At 65.4% G+C, this 17,581-nt stretch carries 18 protein-coding genes and 3 pseudogenes; 5 read left to right on the top strand and 16 right to left on the bottom strand.

Annotated features, from left to right (window positions below; genetic code table 11):
- Positions 1-173: 173 nt before the first annotated feature.
- The 3 genes from U9979_RS03005 to U9979_RS02995 all read right to left on the bottom strand — a co-directional run bounded on the left by U9979_RS03005 (position 174) and on the right by U9979_RS02995 (position 4,340).
- A complete protein-coding gene (locus tag U9979_RS03005) occupies positions 174-548 on the bottom strand; it encodes a helix-turn-helix transcriptional regulator (protein ID WP_322778170.1) in 375 nt (124 codons plus the stop codon).
- A 380-nt stretch (positions 549-928) separates the two neighbouring features.
- Positions 929-3,943 carry a tetratricopeptide repeat-containing serine protease family protein gene (locus U9979_RS03000; RefSeq protein WP_322769033.1) on the bottom strand — a complete coding sequence of 1,005 codons (3,015 nt, stop codon included), beginning with the start codon at positions 3,941-3,943 and terminating at the stop codon, positions 929-931.
- A gap of 13 nt (positions 3,944-3,956) precedes the next feature.
- The gene (locus tag U9979_RS02995; protein WP_322778169.1) at positions 3,957-4,340 is read right to left on the bottom strand and encodes a CU044_2847 family protein; all 384 of its coding nucleotides are present in this window, start codon (positions 4,338-4,340) and stop codon (positions 3,957-3,959) included.
- 317 nt (positions 4,341-4,657) lie between these two features.
- Between U9979_RS02995 and U9979_RS02990 the strand changes: the two are divergent.
- Positions 4,658-4,762, top strand: a pseudogene (locus tag U9979_RS02990) (transposase); the annotation flags it as partial.
- On the opposite strand, the gene U9979_RS02985 reads toward U9979_RS02990, so the two are convergent.
- The 6 genes from U9979_RS02985 to U9979_RS02960 all read right to left on the bottom strand — a co-directional run bounded on the left by U9979_RS02985 (position 4,753) and on the right by U9979_RS02960 (position 7,486).
- Complete coding sequence (locus tag U9979_RS02985; RefSeq protein WP_322778168.1) at positions 4,753-5,148, bottom strand: DUF5615 family PIN-like protein; 396 nt, start codon at positions 5,146-5,148, stop codon at positions 4,753-4,755. The pseudogene U9979_RS02990 and the gene U9979_RS02985 overlap by 10 nt on opposite strands.
- On the bottom strand, positions 5,145-5,384 hold the full coding sequence (locus tag U9979_RS02980) for a DUF433 domain-containing protein (RefSeq protein WP_322778167.1): 240 nt from the start codon (positions 5,382-5,384) through the stop codon (positions 5,145-5,147). Before U9979_RS02980 ends, U9979_RS02985 begins: the two co-directional genes overlap by 4 nt.
- Before the next feature lie 388 nt (positions 5,385-5,772).
- Positions 5,773-5,967 carry a hypothetical protein gene (locus U9979_RS02975; RefSeq protein ID WP_322778166.1) on the bottom strand — a complete coding sequence of 65 codons (195 nt, stop codon included), beginning with the start codon at positions 5,965-5,967 and terminating at the stop codon, positions 5,773-5,775.
- Positions 5,968-6,098: 131 nt separating this feature from the next.
- Complete coding sequence (locus tag U9979_RS02970) at positions 6,099-6,296, bottom strand: hypothetical protein (protein ID WP_322778165.1); 198 nt, start codon at positions 6,294-6,296, stop codon at positions 6,099-6,101.
- 477 nt (positions 6,297-6,773) lie between these two features.
- Positions 6,774-7,112 (bottom strand): XRE family transcriptional regulator, encoded by a 339-nt coding sequence (locus U9979_RS02965; protein ID WP_239336476.1) that lies wholly within the window; start codon positions 7,110-7,112, stop codon positions 6,774-6,776.
- A complete protein-coding gene (locus U9979_RS02960) occupies positions 7,109-7,486 on the bottom strand; it encodes a type II toxin-antitoxin system RelE/ParE family toxin (protein ID WP_322778164.1) in 378 nt (125 codons plus the stop codon). The genes U9979_RS02965 and U9979_RS02960 overlap by 4 nt, the downstream gene beginning before the upstream one ends.
- A 1,225-nt stretch (positions 7,487-8,711) precedes the next feature.
- Between U9979_RS02960 and U9979_RS02955 the strand changes: the two genes are divergently transcribed.
- Positions 8,712-9,932 carry a porin PorA family protein gene (locus U9979_RS02955; RefSeq protein ID WP_322778163.1) on the top strand — a complete coding sequence of 407 codons (1,221 nt, stop codon included), beginning with the start codon at positions 8,712-8,714 and terminating at the stop codon, positions 9,930-9,932.
- A 41-nt stretch (positions 9,933-9,973) separates the two neighbouring features.
- On the opposite strand, the gene U9979_RS02950 is transcribed toward U9979_RS02955, so the two are convergent.
- From U9979_RS02950 to U9979_RS02940, 3 genes are all read right to left on the bottom strand, one after another.
- Positions 9,974-10,537 (bottom strand): nuclear transport factor 2 family protein, encoded by a 564-nt coding sequence (locus U9979_RS02950; RefSeq protein WP_322753088.1) that lies wholly within the window; start codon positions 10,535-10,537, stop codon positions 9,974-9,976.
- Positions 10,538-10,667: 130 nt separating this feature from the next.
- Positions 10,668-11,468 carry an SDR family oxidoreductase gene (locus U9979_RS02945; RefSeq protein ID WP_322751374.1) on the bottom strand — a complete coding sequence of 267 codons (801 nt, stop codon included), beginning with the start codon at positions 11,466-11,468 and terminating at the stop codon, positions 10,668-10,670.
- A gap of 118 nt (positions 11,469-11,586) precedes the next feature.
- A complete protein-coding gene (locus U9979_RS02940; RefSeq protein ID WP_322778162.1) occupies positions 11,587-12,210 on the bottom strand; it encodes a TetR/AcrR family transcriptional regulator in 624 nt (207 codons plus the stop codon).
- Positions 12,211-12,266: 56 nt separating this feature from the next.
- On the opposite strand from U9979_RS02940, the gene U9979_RS02935 reads away from it, so the two are divergent.
- From U9979_RS02935 to U9979_RS02925, 3 genes are all read left to right on the top strand, one after another.
- Complete coding sequence (locus U9979_RS02935) at positions 12,267-13,109, top strand: SDR family NAD(P)-dependent oxidoreductase (RefSeq protein ID WP_322778161.1); 843 nt, start codon at positions 12,267-12,269, stop codon at positions 13,107-13,109.
- Positions 13,106-14,371: a cytochrome P450 gene (locus tag U9979_RS02930; RefSeq protein WP_322778160.1), complete on the top strand. Its 1,266-nt coding sequence runs from the start codon at positions 13,106-13,108 to the stop codon at positions 14,369-14,371. Before U9979_RS02935 ends, U9979_RS02930 begins: the two co-directional genes overlap by 4 nt.
- A gap of 99 nt (positions 14,372-14,470) precedes the next feature.
- Positions 14,471-15,466: an LLM class flavin-dependent oxidoreductase gene (locus U9979_RS02925; RefSeq protein WP_322751378.1), complete on the top strand. Its 996-nt coding sequence runs from the start codon at positions 14,471-14,473 to the stop codon at positions 15,464-15,466.
- A 104-nt stretch (positions 15,467-15,570) separates the two neighbouring features.
- Here the strand turns inward: U9979_RS02925 and U9979_RS02920 are convergent.
- The 4 genes and pseudogenes from U9979_RS02920 to U9979_RS02905 all read right to left on the bottom strand — a co-directional run.
- Positions 15,571-15,705, bottom strand: a pseudogene (locus tag U9979_RS02920) (transcriptional regulator); the annotation flags it as partial.
- Between the two features lie 17 nt (positions 15,706-15,722).
- Positions 15,723-16,121, bottom strand: a pseudogene (locus U9979_RS02915) (restriction endonuclease); the annotation flags it as partial.
- Between the two features lie 304 nt (positions 16,122-16,425).
- A complete protein-coding gene (locus tag U9979_RS02910) occupies positions 16,426-17,004 on the bottom strand; it encodes a hypothetical protein (protein WP_322778158.1) in 579 nt (192 codons plus the stop codon).
- Positions 16,997-17,245 carry a hypothetical protein gene (locus U9979_RS02905; protein WP_322778157.1) on the bottom strand — a complete coding sequence of 83 codons (249 nt, stop codon included), beginning with the start codon at positions 17,243-17,245 and terminating at the stop codon, positions 16,997-16,999. The genes U9979_RS02910 and U9979_RS02905 overlap by 8 nt, the downstream gene beginning before the upstream one ends.
- Between the last annotated feature and the right edge of the window lie 336 nt (positions 17,246-17,581).

Here is a 17,581-nt window from a genome sequence, read left to right as displayed (position 1 = left end):
GACTACGGATCAAGAGGTTGGGGATTCGAGTCCCTCCGAGCGCACGCTGGTTGAGGCAGGTCAGAGCCCCACAGTCGATCACACGGCGCGGGGCTCTGAGCTTTCTGTAGCAACGGGTGCAGCAACAGCCCCAATCCAAAAAACGATCATGTACGTTACGACGACGAGGAAGTTCAGGCGATCGCGGCAATGTCCCCGTCATCGAAATAGATCGCCTGATGCAGCCGACCGCCGAGAGCAGCGGCGTACCTGGCGACCACCTCCTGACCGGAAAGCGAGCCCTGCTCGATCTGCGAGATCCGGCCCTTGGTCACCCCCATCCGCTCCGCCACCTGCTGCCGGGTCAGACCCCGAACCTGACGCATCTCGGCAAGCCGGTGGCCCACCGCCAGCCCCGGATCGGCCCACTCGCACGCCTTGCGCAGGCCGAGCGCGAAGATCACCAGCCACAGCGCCGCCATTCGGTCGACGAGCGCCGCTTCCGTCGGCCTCGGACGGCGGAGCGCCCGCCAGGGACTGATGTCGCAGACAGGCGGGAGGCGTGTCATTCGCGTGCCGGTAGTGCTGGCCTCGCGCTACCGCGAATCTACTGCACCGGATCGGAAAACTTCTATTTCAAGAACTCCTCCGGATGTAACTGCTTTTGCTCGGATCGGAGTGGCGGCTTCACAAGGGGCGGCCTCGCATGGAGGCGGTTGGCCCGATGGACCAATGTTGCTAGTATGCCCATCATGACCGCCCCCGGGGAAGATCTGCAGCCGCGTCGTCGGGAGACCACCGCGATTGACGGGCGGGTTCCCGCTGATCTGCTGGCAAGCATTGCGGAAGAGATCAGAGGCGAAGGCGGTCAACGACCAGAAGACAAGGCCACAGAGGAGCCCGACGTCTCGTAGTTCGGGGGTATTAACCCGGATTCTCTACACTTGAATTACCGGGCTCTGATCTGGCCCATGATCGACCTAGCATGGACCTGGCCCAAACGGTAGCCGATCTCGATGCTCATCTGCTCCGCCTGTGTTCCCTCTGCCCACGCGGTGTCCGTGGCGCCGCCGGCCCGGTGAGCTTCCGCCAGGGCAATCCGGGCGTCGATCTCGGCCAGACGGTAGCCACCGAGAGCGGCGAGCGATAGCCCTTGCTCCAGGTCGGCCAGAGCGGTGTCTGATCGGCCAGTGTGGTTCGCCCATCGCGCGTGACCGAGGAGCGCCTGAATGAATACGTCTCGGCGGGTGATACTGTGTGCGATCCGGATTGCCTCGTCGTAGGCGTTGATTGCGGTGCCCGCATCCCCTGCGTCGAGAGCGAGATCTCCCAGGGCGACCTGGCAAAGGCCCTCGTCTGCACGCCAGCCGGCGGAGCGGCAGACACGGAGGTTCGTCTGGGTTACGGACAGCGCCTGTTCATGTCGCCCTGATCGGCGCAGGTGCTCGGCATACCTGATGCCGCTGGAGCTGTACAGTGCGGGTATCGGTGTGAAATCACGGGCGAGTTGCAGGGCTTTGTCGAATGCGGTCTCTGCCTCGTCGGGGCGGCCTTCGAAGTGCGCGAGGGCGCCTCGCAGCGTTTCGGCTACGAGCTCGTCCTCCCGGTCACAGGCCAACTCGGCCAACGTGAACGTCTCCCGGACGAGGGCGGCGCAACCGGGCAGGGCGCCCAGGCTGAGGTACAGCTCGGCCATGTTCTGGCAGGTCACCGCGGCCTCGTGCCACTTGGCACCGTCCTTGAACTCCTGCATCGCACGGCGCGCCACGGCTGCGGACTCCCGCAGCCGACCGAGTAGCTGCAGGCAGGTGGCCGTTTCGTGGAGCACCCAGCCGCGTGACTCCGAGTCGGTCACCAGCGGGTCCCCGTGCACTTCCTGCTGGGGAAAGAAGTCGAGCAGGACGGAAAGCGTCGCCTCATAGGCGTTGAGTTCCCGGGTGATCAGGCCGCGGTCACGTTGATAAAGCTGGTCGTTGAGGAGGTCGCAGGCTTCGTCGTATACTCCGGAACCGCAGGCGTGGTGAACCGCCTCGATCGCCGGAGCGAGATCCTCCAGGGCCGGGTGCTCGGGCATGGCGGCGACGCTGTCCAGGTAGTATTTTTTTGCCTCGGTGTGCAGCCTGCGCCAGGCCTCGGGGTCCTGCTCGCCCCGCCGCACGTAGTAATCTCGGATCAGCGGGTGCATGCCCATACGACCCGCTTCGTCAGACCGCAGGATGCGGGCGACGACCAGGTGTGTGAGCACGGAGCGAAGGCTGTCTTCCTCCGGCCTGTGTGCATCGTCTCCGTTCGTGTCAGTTGCCTGGTTCATACCCCGGGCGACAGTGCTCAGACCTGCGTCGGCGACAGCGCGGCGGAAGACACTGAACCTGGTCAGGAAAGTCCGTTCGGCGACAGACAGGCACTCGTCGTACTCGATCAGTACTCGGCGCACCATCTCGTCTCGGGTCAGCCCCGGATCGGGCGGTGGAATTCGGTTTACCCGTCGGACGTCGCCATTGTGCTTCCGTACCAGATAGGCCGCCAGCAGGCTGAGCGTTAGCGCGTGCCCGGCCCAGTCCCGGACAACCTGTTCCAAGGCAGCGTCGGTGCCCAGGACGCCGAGGTTGCGCAGCAGTCGGACTCCCGCGCTCGTCCTCAGCGGTAGAACGTCGACATGTCGATAGGTCACATAGGGCATCAGATCTAGCACGGGAGCACGACTTGTGATGACGCAGAAGGACTGATGCCCTGGGGTCGCGACGTAGTTGAGGAACTCGCGCAGTTCCGGGCTGGTGATGCTGCCGTACTGGTCCCCGGTCTGGTATTGCATCACCTCCATCCCGTCGAGGATGATCAAATACCGACCGACCCGCAGCAGGCTGGCGGCAAACGCCGCGCGGGAACCTCTCTCCGCGATCTCCTCGCTGGAGATCCGGCCGCTGGACATGAACTCCACGGCGGCGTCGAGGAACTCGTCGGCGCTGTCACGGTCGACGAAGCTCCACCAAAAAACCCCCACGGGGCTGTCCGGACCGGGCCCGGCCGTCAGCAATCGGTCGACCCACCGCCGGGCGAGGCTGGTCTTGCCTTCGCCTCCGAAACCGATCAGGCCGACAACGAGCCTGTTGGGGTTGTGCCATTCCCGGCCGAGGATCTGCTGCAGGCTGTCCCGCCCGACCCACTCAGACAGCGTGCTGGGCGCACCGCCCATGCGGTTACCGGGAACCGGCATGGTCGCGGCGGTGAAGGACGAGTCGACGATCGGATGCTGCACCCGGCGTAGCGGCAACGGGTCCCGGCGGATGTCGACATCGACGTCGGCGAACCGGAGCACACTCGTGTTCACCGCCCACGCGGTGTCCCGGTCCTTGCCATCCGGCTCCTGGGTCCAGGTCTCCGAGACGATTCCGACCACCAGATTCCTCTCTAGATCGAGTAAGGCGGAGCCACTCATCCCAGAGTTGATCTGACTTGATTCTACTTGAATCGGGTCGGCCAGCAGCTCATATTCCTCCGGCGGCTCGACCTCGCCGAGGATCGTGCCGCGGGCCAACCCGGCCACGTACTTCGCCAGGCGTCGGTACCCGTAGCTTTCGAATGGGTGCCAACGAGACGACTCGGCCGTGCCCACGACGGCCACCCGATCGCTAGGCAGCGGCAGCGTGCCGTCGATCTGAAGGCAGACGATGTCGTCGTCCGTCTCGGTGAAGGAAGCCGCGACGGTGGCCGTGCGGAGTTCCGCGGGTCGGCCGGCCCGGCGCGGGAGGTACACTCGGACGGTCTCTGCCCCCGGCTCCGGCCCCGCGCCGAGGGCCCGCGGATCGACCCCTGCAGCGTACAGAACGTGGGCGCAGGTGACGACGATGCCGGACCGCGAGACGACGATGCCGGTGCCGACTATCACCTCGTCGGCGGTGCTGTGCCTGATCTGGACGGTGAAGTCACGGACGTCCTGCCGTAGCACTCTGGGGTCGCCTGTCATCCGCCTCATCGCATCATCGCCGATCCGATTCCCAGCCCAGCGTCACGTTGATCGACGCCTCGGCGCACACCTTAGCGATCATGGCGTTAGCGGAGGTGTCGAACTTGATCCCGAACTCGACCTCGACCGTGGATGGCCGCAGATCCAGCGAGTCGACCGACTCCCGGATCCGGCCAGCCATCTCCCTGATCATGTTCATGGCGTCGTCGATCGCTTGGCTGGACCGGGCCAAGACGTCCGCCGGGCTGAGCGCGACCTGTTTGAGGCCATGGCCGGGCGAGAGCTCCACTAGTATCGGAGATCGTTGAGTCCGTTCGCTCGTCGCAGGCCCCCGCGCGTCTCCCTCGTGGCCGGCATCCACTGCCTGTACCACCTGCACCACCTCTGCTGCCTGCATACGTGCCGGTCGTTGCCGTAGGTCGGCTCGGTTCGTGCGGTCAGTCCTGGAACCGTGATTTCCGTGCGGATGCCCAGTAAAGGTCATCTGGACGGATCCTGTGACAGGGGTGCTAACACGTGTGGAAAATGTACCATCCGGAGATCCTGGACGGAGATGTCAGTGCTGCCGGGGTCCCAGGTGACACTGATTCCTTTCTTGGAAGCACATAGACGACTTTGCGGTGGATGCGGCGCCGGCAGGCCTGCACTCCGTTCCCATGCGACCTCCCAGCCCTGGGATCAAGATTGCCTGCCGGATCAGCGGGGGGCCCATGCTCCACGAACGCGATCGAATCGTTGAACTCCCGCCACCGGCGCGCCATACGCGCCCGCGGCCACTTCCCCAGCGAAGACGCCGCCCTCAAGTGCCTCTACCTGGTCGCCCATTCCCTGGGCCCCACCGGCCGGGTAAGGCCCGCCGGATGATCAGATGGAGGCCCGTGCGACTCTGTCACGGCCCCAGCAAGGTCAGCAAGGTCATGATGCGTGACCAGATCATCGACGGCCGCCATCACGGCACGCGCCGACTGATCGTCAAGACGGAAGACCACGATCCCGCAGTGCAACCCGGGCGGGTAGGCACGGATGTTCCCGAAAGCACGATCAAGAGTGAACACGATCCGGCTCTCGGCGACCGCGGCGGCAAGCACATCCGGATCGGAACTGCCTGACAGGTGCTCGGCAAACACGGTGTCGGCATCGATGCCGTGCTTGCCGAGCCGCTCCGCCAGCGAAACGGGCAGACCCTCGTCCAGTTTGACCTTCACGGCGCCGTACGAAGGGGCACGAGATCCTCCCGGGCCAGACGCGCTCCATAAGCAGCGGCCGCACGGATTCCTGACACGGTCAGCGACGGGTACGCCGCGACGATCTCCTTGTCCGACATGCCGTCGGCGAGACAATCGAGCACGACGCTCACTGGCACCCGGGTCCCCCGAATGCATGCCTGCCCGTGCCCAACTGCCGGGTCGGCCACGACCAGGGCCAGAAGATCTTCCGCCATGTCTCCCAGTATGCGCCCGGATCTCAGCCGACCGTCCCGTGTCCGCGACGTGGCATGACTGACAGCCAGAGTGACAGCCAAGCCGACCGACGAGCCTGGACATCCGCAGACGACGATGGACGGAAAGCACGAGGTCAGCGGACGGAGTGGACGTCCACAGACGCCAGCGGAAGATCCAAATCAAACTACGGATCAAGAGGTTAGGGGTTCGAGTCCCTCCGAGCGCACGCTGGTTGAGGCAGGTCAGAGCCCCGCAGCCGATCACACGGCGCGGGGCTCTGGGCTTTTTGATCTCCAGTACTGCAATCAGTACTGCAAGCTGACGCCACCGGATCGACGATCTTGGAAAGGCGCCTGACCACCTGGCGGTTACCGGCCGCCGACGACATCACAAGATGTCGTGGGTGCCGACTTCCAGCCAGATGATGTGCGGCTCATCCGCCCTTTTGGACGGTCCGTAGGCGAACGTGGCGCGACCGTCGGGTGCCCACGTGATCTCATACACCCCCGGTCGGGTCCGCACACCCTTGACCCGCAGCCCCTTGCGGAATCCACCCCCTGCACGGAGATCAGCGAGGAACATGCCCGTGCACGCAGAAACCGCTCACGCTGGGCAGGAGTCAGCTGGCGGTACATGTCCAGGAACCGTATGGTCCGCTCGAACGTGGGCACAACCGGCACAGTACCCGCCTACTCACGGAGCGGAAGTAACGGTCAGGCCGTGCGAGGATACTCGATCAAGTCGCCAACGACGGCAGCCCGCAAGTCGGCGTCGAAGTCCTCGACGCTGTCGTACAACTCGGTATGACCGGCGTCGGCTTGCGCCAATGCATCGTCGAGTGCTGCCTGCGAAGCAGGCGAAAGATCGACAAGCTCAACGCCAACCAGGGCGGCCGGCACCTCGTAGTTCATCCTGGCCTCCCCCTGTGTCCTGTCTCCCCCGGGTATCGAGAAGGATCTTCCGGCAACTTCCGGCGAGATGCACTATTGTCAACCACCTCGACAGGCGTGAAGAAGACCCTCCGTTTACCGTAGTACGCAGCACAGCTTCTGAATCATCAAACGACCTGGAGACGACGAGATCCCCGTCAACTGCGAAGGCCGTCACGATTACGGCCTACGGGATGCCATAGGGGCCAGCCGGATGTCGGACGGGACGATCCTTACCTTCCGTCACTGGCACCCGGAGCGGTGCCGTACTGCAGTTGTACTGCAACGGGGACGGACGTCCACGGACATTGATGGACAAGCCGCTCTTTCCTCTTAATCTGCGGGTTCGGGGTTCAAGTCCCTGGCGGCGCACCCACACTCCACATGCTTGCTGAGCAGCGGGCAGATTCGTTGCGGTTTGTTACGGGCTGCCGCTTTGTTCGGTGACGGCTGTCGATGTCAGGCGACGATGTAGCTCGAGTCGTCGAACTCGGCCGTGACCTTCAACCGTCCGCCGAGTGCCTCGACGTAGGCGCGCAGGACTGACACCGACACCACGTCCAGCTTTCCGCGTTCCACGTCGGAGATGCGGGGGCCGGATACACCCATGGTTTCGGCGACCTCACGTTGAGTCAGAGCGCGGCTGCGTCGGACCTCGGCCAGCCGGTAGGCGTGGATCTCGTCGTCGAGGCGGCGCTGCCCGGCCTCGCGGTCGGCATCGGTCCGTACCGGATAGCCGGCGGCGACACGTGCCTGCTCGGCCTGGCGTTTGACGTCGTCCCATCGCATCGTTGTCATCGGTAGTCCCTCCTCTCGATCTCGGCAAGGTGAAGGTCATAGCGTTCATCCGCTGCGGGTATCGCGGTCTCATACCAGCGCTGCCAATTGCCCGACTTATCCCCGGCTACCAGCGGCACCGCTCGGCGAACCGGGTCGAAGGCGAACAGGATTCGGATCTCGCTCGTGCCTGCCGAACCTGGCCGTAGCTCCTTCATGTGGTGGTGACGCGAGCCCTTGATCCGGTCGACCAGCGGCCGGCCGAGGGTTGGACCGACGGTTGCCAGTCGGTCGATGGCGTCCTCGACGAGGTCGGCCGACTGGGGGTCGTTCTTGGTCAGATCGACGAACCACTCGGCGACCTCCTCTACCAAGAGGACTTCCCAGCTCTGCACAGGAGCATCTTAACTCAGGGGTTAAGTTCTTGTGGGGCTGATCTGACGGAGTCGACGGTCGGGCATCCAGTGGAGGGTCTGACAGCAACCGCTGACAGCAACGTGAGCGGACGTCGGCGGACGACCACGGACGACGGAGGTCCGCCAACCCGAGCTGACGAACGTTGGCGGACCCCCACGAACATCATAAATGAGACTTTTAATCCGCAGGTCCGCTGTCTCGATCGTCGCCTGCGGTAGCGCGATGGTAGTAGACGGTGATCGAGTGCCAGTCGCCATCGGCTGTGACCTCGGTATGCATCACCAGGTCCTGGACCTCGATATCCCCTCGTGCGTCAATCGAGTCAGCGACCCGGCGGAGCAAGGCGCTCACATCGCTCTGGCCAGGACCCGCGGGATTCGCTTGGGAGAAGTGATACACGGACCAATGATCCCGAGGATCAAGCCGCCGCATCGCCGGGAGCTTCGCCATCCGGTCTTCCACCTACCATCATCGAGTGCCATTCGCGTTGGGAAATTCCCCATCTCACGCCGCGTGACCTACGCTACGACCTCCCAAGTACTGCAGTTGTACTGCAACGGGGGTGGACATCCATGGACGCCGGTGGACGGCCCCGAGGCTGTGACCTGCACCGCTGGACATCCCTGGACGTCGGTGGACGGTCCGCTGAGGACTACGGATCAAGAGGTTGGGGGTTCGAGTCCCTCCGAGCGCACGCTGGTTGAGGCACCTCAGAGCCCCGCAGCCGATCACACGGCGCGGGGCTCTGAGCTTTTGAAGATCTCCAGCTTATGGTTCATACCTGCGAGAACACTCGGGTTCGCCCGGCCCGCGGGTCGACATCCTGCGCAGGCGCTTGCCGAGGAGGGGGTGCGGTCGATGTCGACGCGCTGATCGCTACCGGCGACGATGAAGCGGGATCACTCCACGAGTACCTTGCCTGCCGTGGTATGATCAGCACCCTCAGTCGGCGGCCGAGGGTGCTGATGTCGAGACACGGTTGTGAGCACACGCCACGAACACCCGCTGGCGGGAGCGCGAAGCCACGGCCACGGCGCTACAGCGTCTCGGTGATGCCAACCTGCGGGTCCGACGTGCGCACGTTACACCAGGCGCCCGGCTGCTGCTGGAACGTCGCGGTCGGCGATGTAAGCGCTCGGTCGCTGCGGTCATACCCGCAGTCGCGCAGCAACTCTCAATTCCCACGCAGCGGAGGCTCCCAGCGTGCGTCGTATCTCGAAATTACTCGTCACGATCGGGGTATTTTTCCTGGTGATCGCAGGCGCCTGGCGGTTCGTCGCTCCCGGCCAGCTTGTGAAGTATCCCGATGACCTGGACAAGACCGTGTACGCGACCGGCACGCTCACGCTCTACGCCGATCCGGCAACAGCGGCGCCGCAACCTAGCCCGACGCCATTCCCGCTCGACATCAAGCGTCGAGTCCATGTCGTCGAGTCGTCGACATCGAAGGTCGTGGTTCAGGAGGACGACGTCGAAAAAATCGGACCTCTGCCGGAGCAGAACTTCCTGCAGCGCTATGTCATCGACCGCAGCTCGCTGAAAAATCTGGCGGAGGAGCGCGCCTACGCCTACACGGCACAGAACAAGATCGACCGCTCTCCGAACTACTCGATCAATCTGCCGTTCGATGCCGGCGATGGGCCGTACTCGATCTGGAAGAACGAAGTGGGGGCACCTTACCCGTTCCGGCAGGACGGGCCGAGCGTGGAGCGGGCCGGGTTGACGTTACGGCCGATGCACGGACGTCTGGAGAAAGCGCCGGTACAGGGCTACTACATCGATCAACTGAGGTCGCAGGGCATTCCCAGGCAACTCACGCTTCAGCAGCTCAGCCCCCAACTCAAGGCGCAGGGCCTGGACCCGCAGCAATTCGCGACGCAGGTACTCCCTCAACTGTCCGCAGCCGACCAGGCCGAGATCGTTTCGGTCATCAGCCAGCCGATCTCGCTGAACTACCTGCTCGACGTGGACACTCGGCTCCTTGTCGAACCACGGACCGGCGCGATCGTCTCGCTCGACCGCATCAACCAGACGATCTACGCGCAGCCCGACCTTGCCGGCATCGGCCGGATCCAGACCATCCTCGCGAAGCCTGAATATGCCGGCAATACGACCGTCACCGGGGCAGAGGCAACGCTCGCCCGCCTGGTCCGCACTCCACCGACGACGCGAATCTTCAACATCGACTACTCGCAGACCTCACCATCGGTCGCCGATCTCGCAAGCTACGCGACGGACCTGGGTGACCAGATCAACCTGATCAAAAAGGTCGTTCCATTGTTTTTAATCATCTTTGGAGGGGGCCTCGCCGCCATCGGGGTCGCACTCAGCGTGCTCCGACGGTCAGATGGTCGGGGCCGGAACACCACGACGAGCGAAGGCGTGGGGGAAGCTGGCGCCACGGTGCCGACCAGGACCGACTGAAGGATGTCGTCCATGCTCCGTGCCGTCCCTGTCGCGGCTCGTCAGTCCGCTGGCTTGTGCCAGTAGTCCTGCCAGGTGGGCCACGCCTGCGGAATGTCGCCGCGACCGGTGGCGCTCGCCGGCCAGCTCGCGGGTTCCTGCAGGAGCGGCCGCTCGTCGAGGTGCAGACCGTAGAAGAGCCGGTGGTCACGACGCGTGAAGTACCATTCGCCGTCCCGCCGCTCGTAGTCGTCCTCGTAGGCGATGGCCTGGCGTAACCAGCTCCGTTCGTCCCCCAGTTCGGCGATGCAGTAGACCGTTCCCGCGGCGCGCTCCGGCTCAAGCAGGTTGATGACGTGCTGGCCGACCGTGAGGATGGCGACGGGCGCGGCCCTCAGATGCAGGTCGAAGGATGCCCGCAGCGCGTCCCGGCCCCGGACGCTCCTTCCTACCTTGACGTCCGGGACGAACAGCTCGACCAGCGCCTCGGTGTCGCAGGAGCCGACCGCGAGGGCGTAGCGGGCGGCAAGCTGCCCGATCTCCTGGTACGCCAGTAAGCGCTCGACGTCGGTCATGCCCGCTGGCGGCGGGATACGTCGCGGTCCGTGACGACGGGCGTCGGTCATACCCGGCCCTCCTGTGGGGTGTCTCATCCGGTGCAATCCGGATTGTCGGACTGCCGTCGATGTCAGCGTGCCACCGACAGGGCTGTCTGTCGGTGGCGCCGTCCGGCGGGCGGGCAGGGGCGGTTCGAGCTCAGGTGATCGTCTGGCCGCCGTCCACCACGATGTGCTGACCAGTCACGAAACGGGAGGCGTCGGAGAGCAGGAACTGCACTGTTCCGAGTGCGTCCGCCGCACCTGCCGACCCCTTGATCGCCTGGCGGACGGTGAGCCAGTCCGGCGGCATCCCGTCGGCGTCCGTCATCAGTTCCGTCATCTCGGTGGCGAAGAAGCCGGGGGCGAAGGCGTTCACCCGGACGAGGTAGCGGCCCCACTGCACGGCCAGCTCACGGGTCAGATGCGCGAGCCCGGCCTTGGCGGCGCAGTAGGCAGCCTGGGGGATACCCGTTCCGGTGGTCGTGACCGCCGCGGTGGACGTGACGTTGACAATCGAGCCACCGCCTCGCTCCCGCATCGACACCAGGCACCGTTTGGCCAGGTCGAACGGCGCGACGAGGTCGACCTCCAGCACCTCCCGAAACTCCGCGGTGCTCTGCCGGGTGGCAGGCAAGCCGCTCCCGCTGATGCCGGCGTTGTTGACCAGCCCGTCGATCCCACCGAATTCCCGGACGGCCTGGTCCACCAGCCGGGCGCGGCCGGCATCGTCGGAGATGTCGCAGGCGACCGGGACGGCTCTCCCGTCCTCGCCGATCTCCTTGGCAATCTCGGCGACGAGGTCGCGCAGCCGGTTCTCGCGGCGCGCGGCGAGCACCACCTTCGCGCCCACCGCCGTCAGGCCGTGCGCAAGCATCCGACCGATGCCGCTGCTGGCGCCGGTCACGACCACCACACGGTCGCGGATGTCGAACAACGAGTCGAACGCCGGAGTCGTCATCGGGTACCTCCGCTGGATGGGTCACTGCTGAGAAGGTCACGAGGCGGACCGATCCGTGGAGGCGGTCCGTCCGGTGGCGGGACGCCTGCTGAGCGCAGCTCAGCTCCCGCCCCGGTGCTCAGCCGCTGGTGGCTGTGCACAACACACGGGCCTGGTCGAGGATCGCATGCTTGCAGGTCGCCAGATCGAGGGTGATGTCGGTGAACCATTCCCACGTAATGCCTCGGATCATGGCCATCACCGCGATGCTCACCGATGCCGGGTCGAGGCCCGCCCGGATCGTTTCGAGCTCGATGCCCTCGCTGAGTGCGGACTCGATACGCCCCCGGAACGCGATGTTCTGCTGGTGGATCACCGGCAGGAGTTCCCGCAGGGAGGTGGCCGCCTCGTGGGCGATGACGATGTAGGCGCGGGCCGCCGACGGGTTGGCGGTCAGGCCGTCGAACAGCCCGATGATCTCAGCCTCGATGCGCTCGGCCCCGCGGACGTTGTCATCCAGCGCCGCTGGCGGACTCTCCCTGAGCACGTGGTCGATGATCGCCGCAAGCAGCTTCGGCTTGGAGCCGAAGTAGTGCGTGGCCAAACTCCGGCTGTAGCCGGCGCGCTCACCTAGATCGGCAAGCGTCATGTTCCCGTAGCCGCCGTCGGCGAGCAGGTGGATCGCGGTCTCGAGGATGGCGATGCGGGCGGCGTCGCGACGTTGTGCCTGCGTGCGTCGCGACCGTTGGGTGGTTGACGTCACCATGCCTCCATGTTACTTGTTAGACGTACAACTAGTCATCACGGACTGGGGGCATCGTGGGCGAAACGAGTGTCGCCGTCGTCACCGGCGCGGCGAGCGGTCTCGGGCTCGGACTGGCCGCCGGCCTCGTGGCCCGAGGGATGAGCGTCGTGATCGCCGACATCAACGGGGACGCGCTCGCGCGGGCGCAGCAGCGCCTGCGGGTCGACGGCGCGGAGGTGCTCGCCGTTCGCACCGACGTCACCAAGGACGACGAGGTCGCCGCCCTCGCCAGCCGGACCCTCGACCAGTTCGGCCGCGTCGACATCGTGTGCCTGAACGCCGGGGTAAATCTGCGGGGCCGTGCCTGGGAGCTCTCGGTCGACGACTGGCGCTGGATCTACGACGTCAACGTGTTCGGTGTCGTCCACGGAATCCGCAGCTTCGTACCGATTCTGCTGGAAGAAGGCGCGGGCCATGTCCTCATCACCGCGTCGAACAGCGCCGTCGCGACGCTTCCGGCATTAGCGCCCTACGTGTCCAGCAAGCACGCCGTGCTCGCGCTCGCCGAGACGGTGCAGCATGACCTCCTCGAAGTCGGCTCCGACGTACGCGTGTCGGTTGTGCTGCCGGGCGCCATCCGTTCGGGCATGGCGGACGCGGTCCGCAACCGCCCAGCCGACTACGGCAGCGCCCAGGTCTCCGCGGAGGTTCTGCACGCGAGCCGCGCCTTCCTCGAGCGTTACGGGTCGGACCCGCGGACGATGGCGGACGACATCCTGCGGCAAGCCCTCGACAAACATTGTTTTTGCGTCTTCACCGACCCGGCGGACACCGCGACGCTCCTCACCCACGCGCAAGCGCTTGGCGAAGGCCGGCTGCCGACCGTCACCGCGCCCGTCTTCCAGGAGAACCGATGAACCATGGACCTGTGACGTTAGCCGACGCCGACGCCGACGCTGACGCCGAGGCGCGGGCCCGCGACGCCGGCGTGCCCGTCACGAACTTCGACCCGGAATGCGATCCGGCGTTCAAGGAGGACCCGCTCGGCACGATCCTGGCGGCGCAGCAACTCGGCGACGTCTTCTACAGCACCGCGGCGCGCGGCTTCTGGGTCATCACGCGCTACGACCTGTACAAGGAGATCAGCCAGGATCCGGCGCGCTACTCCAACTGCGAGACGTTCACCTTCTACCGGGACCCGCCTCCGGTGTTCCACCTGCCGGCGAACCTGGATCCACCCGAGCACACCAAGGTCCGGAAGCTGATCACGCCGCTGCTGTCGCCCGCGGCCGTGAAAAGGCTCGAGCCACGAGCCCGGGCATCGGTCGCGACGATCGCGGACGAGGTCGCCGCACGAGGCGGCTGCGACTTCATGGCCGACGTCGCGTTGCGCATCCCGGCCGAGGTCTTCCTCGAGCACATGGGACTTCCGCTCGCGGGCGCCGACGAAATCGTCGCCACCCGGCTGCTGCCGGCGAAGCTCAACGCCAGCAACGACCCCGGTGGCGTGCAGCTCGCCGCGGCGGTCGCGAAGGTGCGTGGCATGTTCGAAGAGGTGCTCGCCGACCGGCGGCGCCGGCCCGCCGACGACATCCCCACCTACCTGTTGTCCCAGCAGCTCGACGGCCGACCCCTCACCGACGAGGAAATCGTTCAGCTCTGTTACACCCTGCTCGGCACGTCCCTCGGTACGACCGCGTCCACCATGGCGTTTCTGTTCAAACTGCTCGCCGAGAACCAGGCCCTGCGCCGGCGCGTCAACGACACCCCGCAGGTGGTCGGCGGACTGGTCGAGGAGGCCCTGCGGTGCTTCCCGGCGATCCCGCTGGTCTCCCGGACCGTTCAAGGCGACGTCGATTTCCACGGGATCACGTGGAAGGACGGCGACCGACTCCTCCTGTTGTTGTCGGCGGCAAGCGCAGACCCCGACCTGTTCCCGTCTCCGGAGAAGATGGATCCGGATCGGCTGCCGAACCGTCACCTCGCCTTCGGCCTGGGACCGCACCGGTGCGCTGGTGCACACCTGGCCCGGATGGAACTGCGCGTGCTCGTCGAGGAATGGCACCGCCGCATCCCCGACTACCACCTCGGCGACCTGTGCGGCCTCACCCACGAGGTGTCGGTCGCAGTCCGCATGACGACCCTGCCCCTGGTAGTCGGCCAGGCCGCCGCGCCCTAGGCCGCCGCGCCCCAAGCCGCCTCGCGATCTACGCACCCCAGCGCCGCTCCGTGATCCACGCCCCTATTGCCGGGCGCTCTTACAAGGAGAAGACCATCCGTGCCCCGTTTACGCCTGTCGTTCGACCTTCGGCGCCCGAATTTCGCCACCGCCAGTCCGGCCGATCTCGCCGCAGCCATGCTCGACATCTGCGAGTGGGCCGACCGACTCGGCTTCGATCTGGTGTACTTCGGCGAGCACCACGGCGCCGAGGACGGCTACCTGCCGTCACCGCTGATCGCCTCGGCCGCCGCCGCCGGCCGCACCGCACGGATGCGGTTCCGCCCCATCCTGCTCGCTCCGCTCTACCACCCGCTCCGCCTCGCCGAAGACCTCGCGGTCGTCGACCTGCTCAGCGGCGGCCGGATGAGCCCGGTGTTCGCCGCGGGCTACCGAACGCCGGAGTTCGACATGTTCGACGTCGGTCTCCACGAACGGCGCAGCCGGGTCATCGAAGCCATCGAGGTCTGCAAACTGGCGTGGACGGGTCAGCCGTTCGAATTCCGCGGACGCACGGTGACGGTGACACCAACCCCCGCCCAGCGGCCGCATCCGCCGATCATCATGGGTGGGGGAGCCGAAGCGCCCGCACGGCGAGCCGCCCACCTCGCAGACGGCTTCGATCCCGCCGAACCCCGCGCCTGGGACTTCTACCGGGACGAATGCCTGAAGCTGGGACGCGACCCCGGCCCGTGGATTCCGCGCGGCCCGACGTTCCTCTACGTGTGCCCGGATCCCGACGCCGGCTGGGCCGACGTCGGCCCGAATCTCCTGCACGCCGCAAACAGCTACGCCCGGTGGATCGCCGAATCAGCAATGGGATCCAGCGAGTGGTATCCGCCGATCGGATCCGTAGACGAGCTACGCGCAGGCGGCGCCTACCAGATCGTCACGCCCGAACGCTGCATCGCCATCGCCCGAGAGCTCGGCCTGGATGGTCACCTGATCCTCCGTCCTCTGTTCGGCGGCACCGATCCGAAGAAGGCGTGGGCCAGTCTGCAGCTCTTCGAGACGGAGGTCCTGCCTTACCTCGACCTCGCCGAGCCAGTTGCATGATGAGACGCCCATCAGCTCGGCTACCTGACGCTGGGTCAGCCCTAGGGCGTGTCTGATGGATCTTCGATCACGCGGATCGATGTTGACAGCCTACGAGCCGTCGATCAACCCGCGACGATCTCCAGACGTCCACCGAGGGCTTTAACATACGCGGCGAGGGTGCGCAACTCGCTGGCGTCGACCTTGGCACGTTCAATGGCGGACACCCGTTCCTGGCGAACATGCATACGGTCAGCAACATCGGCCTGCGATTAAATTAGATCTCAGCGAAAAACTCCTGCTTAACCGCAACATTTTCAACTTGCACAATCTCGGTGGTTACGCCAAGCTTGTACTCTCGAAGTAGATCACATAGCCGATCACCATCGATTAGATCGATAGGCGGGGCGCCGTCCCGAGTCGCTTCTTTCTTGGCCTCGGAGGTAAACGTACCCGTCGTAATTAGCAAGCCCTTGTCTCCACGGCCAGCCATCGCACCGCGAAAGTCACGGACAGCGCTCGGCGTGACGCTACCGCGATAGCGCTTGCACTGGAAAAATACGGGAAAGCTGACCAACGACAGCCGGTACACCCCAAGCCCATCAATCCCGCCGTCACCACTCCCCCCGGTCACGTTCACACTGATGAAGCCCGCCTCCCTGAAGCCGCGCAGCGTGGGGTCTGCCTTACGCATGAAGACGAGCTCGACGTTCCCGTCACTGCGGGCGAGAACGGCACTGTACTGCAGTTGTACTGCAACGGGGATGGACGTCCGTAGACACCGGTGGACATATCGTCGGGGACTACGAATCAAGAAGTTGGGGGTTCGAGTCCCTCCGAGCGCACGCTGGTTGAGGCAGGTCAGAGCCTCGCAGCCGATCACACGGCGCGGGGCTCTTGATCGTTTGATAGTCAAACTGGCAGCCAACAGCCTGTCGGGAAGCTACGGCACCAAGTGACTGACCGTTTGCGATGGGCGGTCAGACCTTCATGTGGTGAGGCGAAGAGTCGGCTCGCATGATCTCGCCAAAAGTCACGTCCTTGTCGAGATTCTGGAAGCCAGATGGCATCTCGTCAGACTGCTCGCCGGTAGCAGCCGACCCGAACCCACTGCCCCAAATCAAGTTGTCTGCCACGGAAATCACGATATGGACGAAGTCGCCGTCCTCATCGAGCTGCCGCATCAGCCACTCACCGGTGTCCCCGGGCAGTGCGCAGACGAAGACCACCTCACCAAGTGAATTCTGCGTCTCCGCCAGTATCCGAGCCCTCTGGTCAGGATCTCCCAGAGCCGCGGCGATCCTCGCGGCGGTGTGCTGTCGCTCCCACAGGTGGTCGTCTTGAGCCACCCGGACCACTGCGCCGCGAACCTCATCTTCGACATGGATCCGGATATCGACCGTCTGGGCCGACCCGAAGAACTCCCGCAGAGCCGCAGGCAACGCCCTACGCATGTGGGCGGGAGTCGGCTGCACGATCGTCAGACCTCGACACTGGGGAGACCATGCCACCCACATGTCCTCGTCACGCCGGACGATCACATCTACCGGCCTAGCCACGACGGATCACCTCCAGCGCTTCCTCCTGGGTCAGCCCTACCTCCTTGACGAGGATCCGTCGAACGACGACCGGCCCGATGCTCGTCACCGACTCGTGGAACGCCCACAGCAGACGGGGTCTTCCAGGCGCTTCCAACCATCGGTGCGAGCCTCCCGCATCGCGCGAGCCCTCCCCATAGCCCAGCCCGGCCAGGACCTTGAGTAGCTGGCGCGGCTTCATGGCGGGAAACGGACTGCTCATCAACGATGATGATGGCACCCGCTGCGACATCAGCCGATACCCGGATCACCATCCCACTATCCCTGCCCCGGCCGCCCCACGCACGCCTTCGCCACCAGGATCACGCCAAGATCGGACAGCACCACGCCATGCCCGGAATGGGACGCGCCTGGGCCTGCGGTACGAGTCGGCTTGCCATCGGATGATGACAGCCACATTGACAGCCAAGCCGGTGGACGAGGGTGGACAAAGGCGGACAACGGCGGACAACGGCGGACGGACCGTCCGAGGTCGCCGGACGCGGCAGACGTCAGCGGACGTCGACCGAAGATCCGGAGCGGACTACGAATCAAGAAG

Origin of the sequence: Protofrankia sp. Cas4 (genome assembly GCF_963555915.1) — a bacterium.
In the GTDB taxonomy this organism is placed as follows: Bacteria; Actinomycetota; Actinomycetes; order Frankiales; family Frankiaceae; genus Protofrankia.
Note: the sequence above shows the minus strand (reverse complement) of the source record. Positions and strands in the feature narration are given on the sequence as shown.

Coding starts and splice junctions, on each gene's coding strand:
- U9979_RS03005 (WP_322778170.1), bottom strand. CDS start 548: ATGACACGCCTCCCGCCTGTCTGCGACATCAGTCCCTGGCGGGCGCTC.
- U9979_RS02980 (WP_322778167.1), bottom strand. CDS start 5,384: ATGGCGGAAGATCTTCTGGCCCTGGTCGTGGCCGACCCGGCAGTTGGG.
- U9979_RS02965 (WP_239336476.1), bottom strand. CDS start 7,112: ATGACAACGATGCGATGGGACGACGTCAAACGCCAGGCCGAGCAGGCA.
- U9979_RS02995 (WP_322778169.1), bottom strand. CDS start 4,340: ATGCAGGCAGCAGAGGTGGTGCAGGTGGTACAGGCAGTGGATGCCGGC.
- U9979_RS02970 (WP_322778165.1), bottom strand. CDS start 6,296: ATGAACTACGAGGTGCCGGCCGCCCTGGTTGGCGTTGAGCTTGTCGAT.
- U9979_RS02945 (WP_322751374.1), bottom strand. CDS start 11,468: ATGACGACTCCGGCGTTCGACTCGTTGTTCGACATCCGCGACCGTGTG.
- U9979_RS02930 (WP_322778160.1), top strand. CDS start 13,106: ATGAACCATGGACCTGTGACGTTAGCCGACGCCGACGCCGACGCTGAC.
- U9979_RS03000 (WP_322769033.1), bottom strand. CDS start 3,943: ATGACAGGCGACCCCAGAGTGCTACGGCAGGACGTCCGTGACTTCACC.
- U9979_RS02950 (WP_322753088.1), bottom strand. CDS start 10,537: ATGACCGACGCCCGTCGTCACGGACCGCGACGTATCCCGCCGCCAGCG.
- U9979_RS02975 (WP_322778166.1), bottom strand. CDS start 5,967: ATGTTCCTCGCTGATCTCCGTGCAGGGGGTGGATTCCGCAAGGGGCTG.
- U9979_RS02905 (WP_322778157.1), bottom strand. CDS start 17,245: ATGAGCAGTCCGTTTCCCGCCATGAAGCCGCGCCAGCTACTCAAGGTC.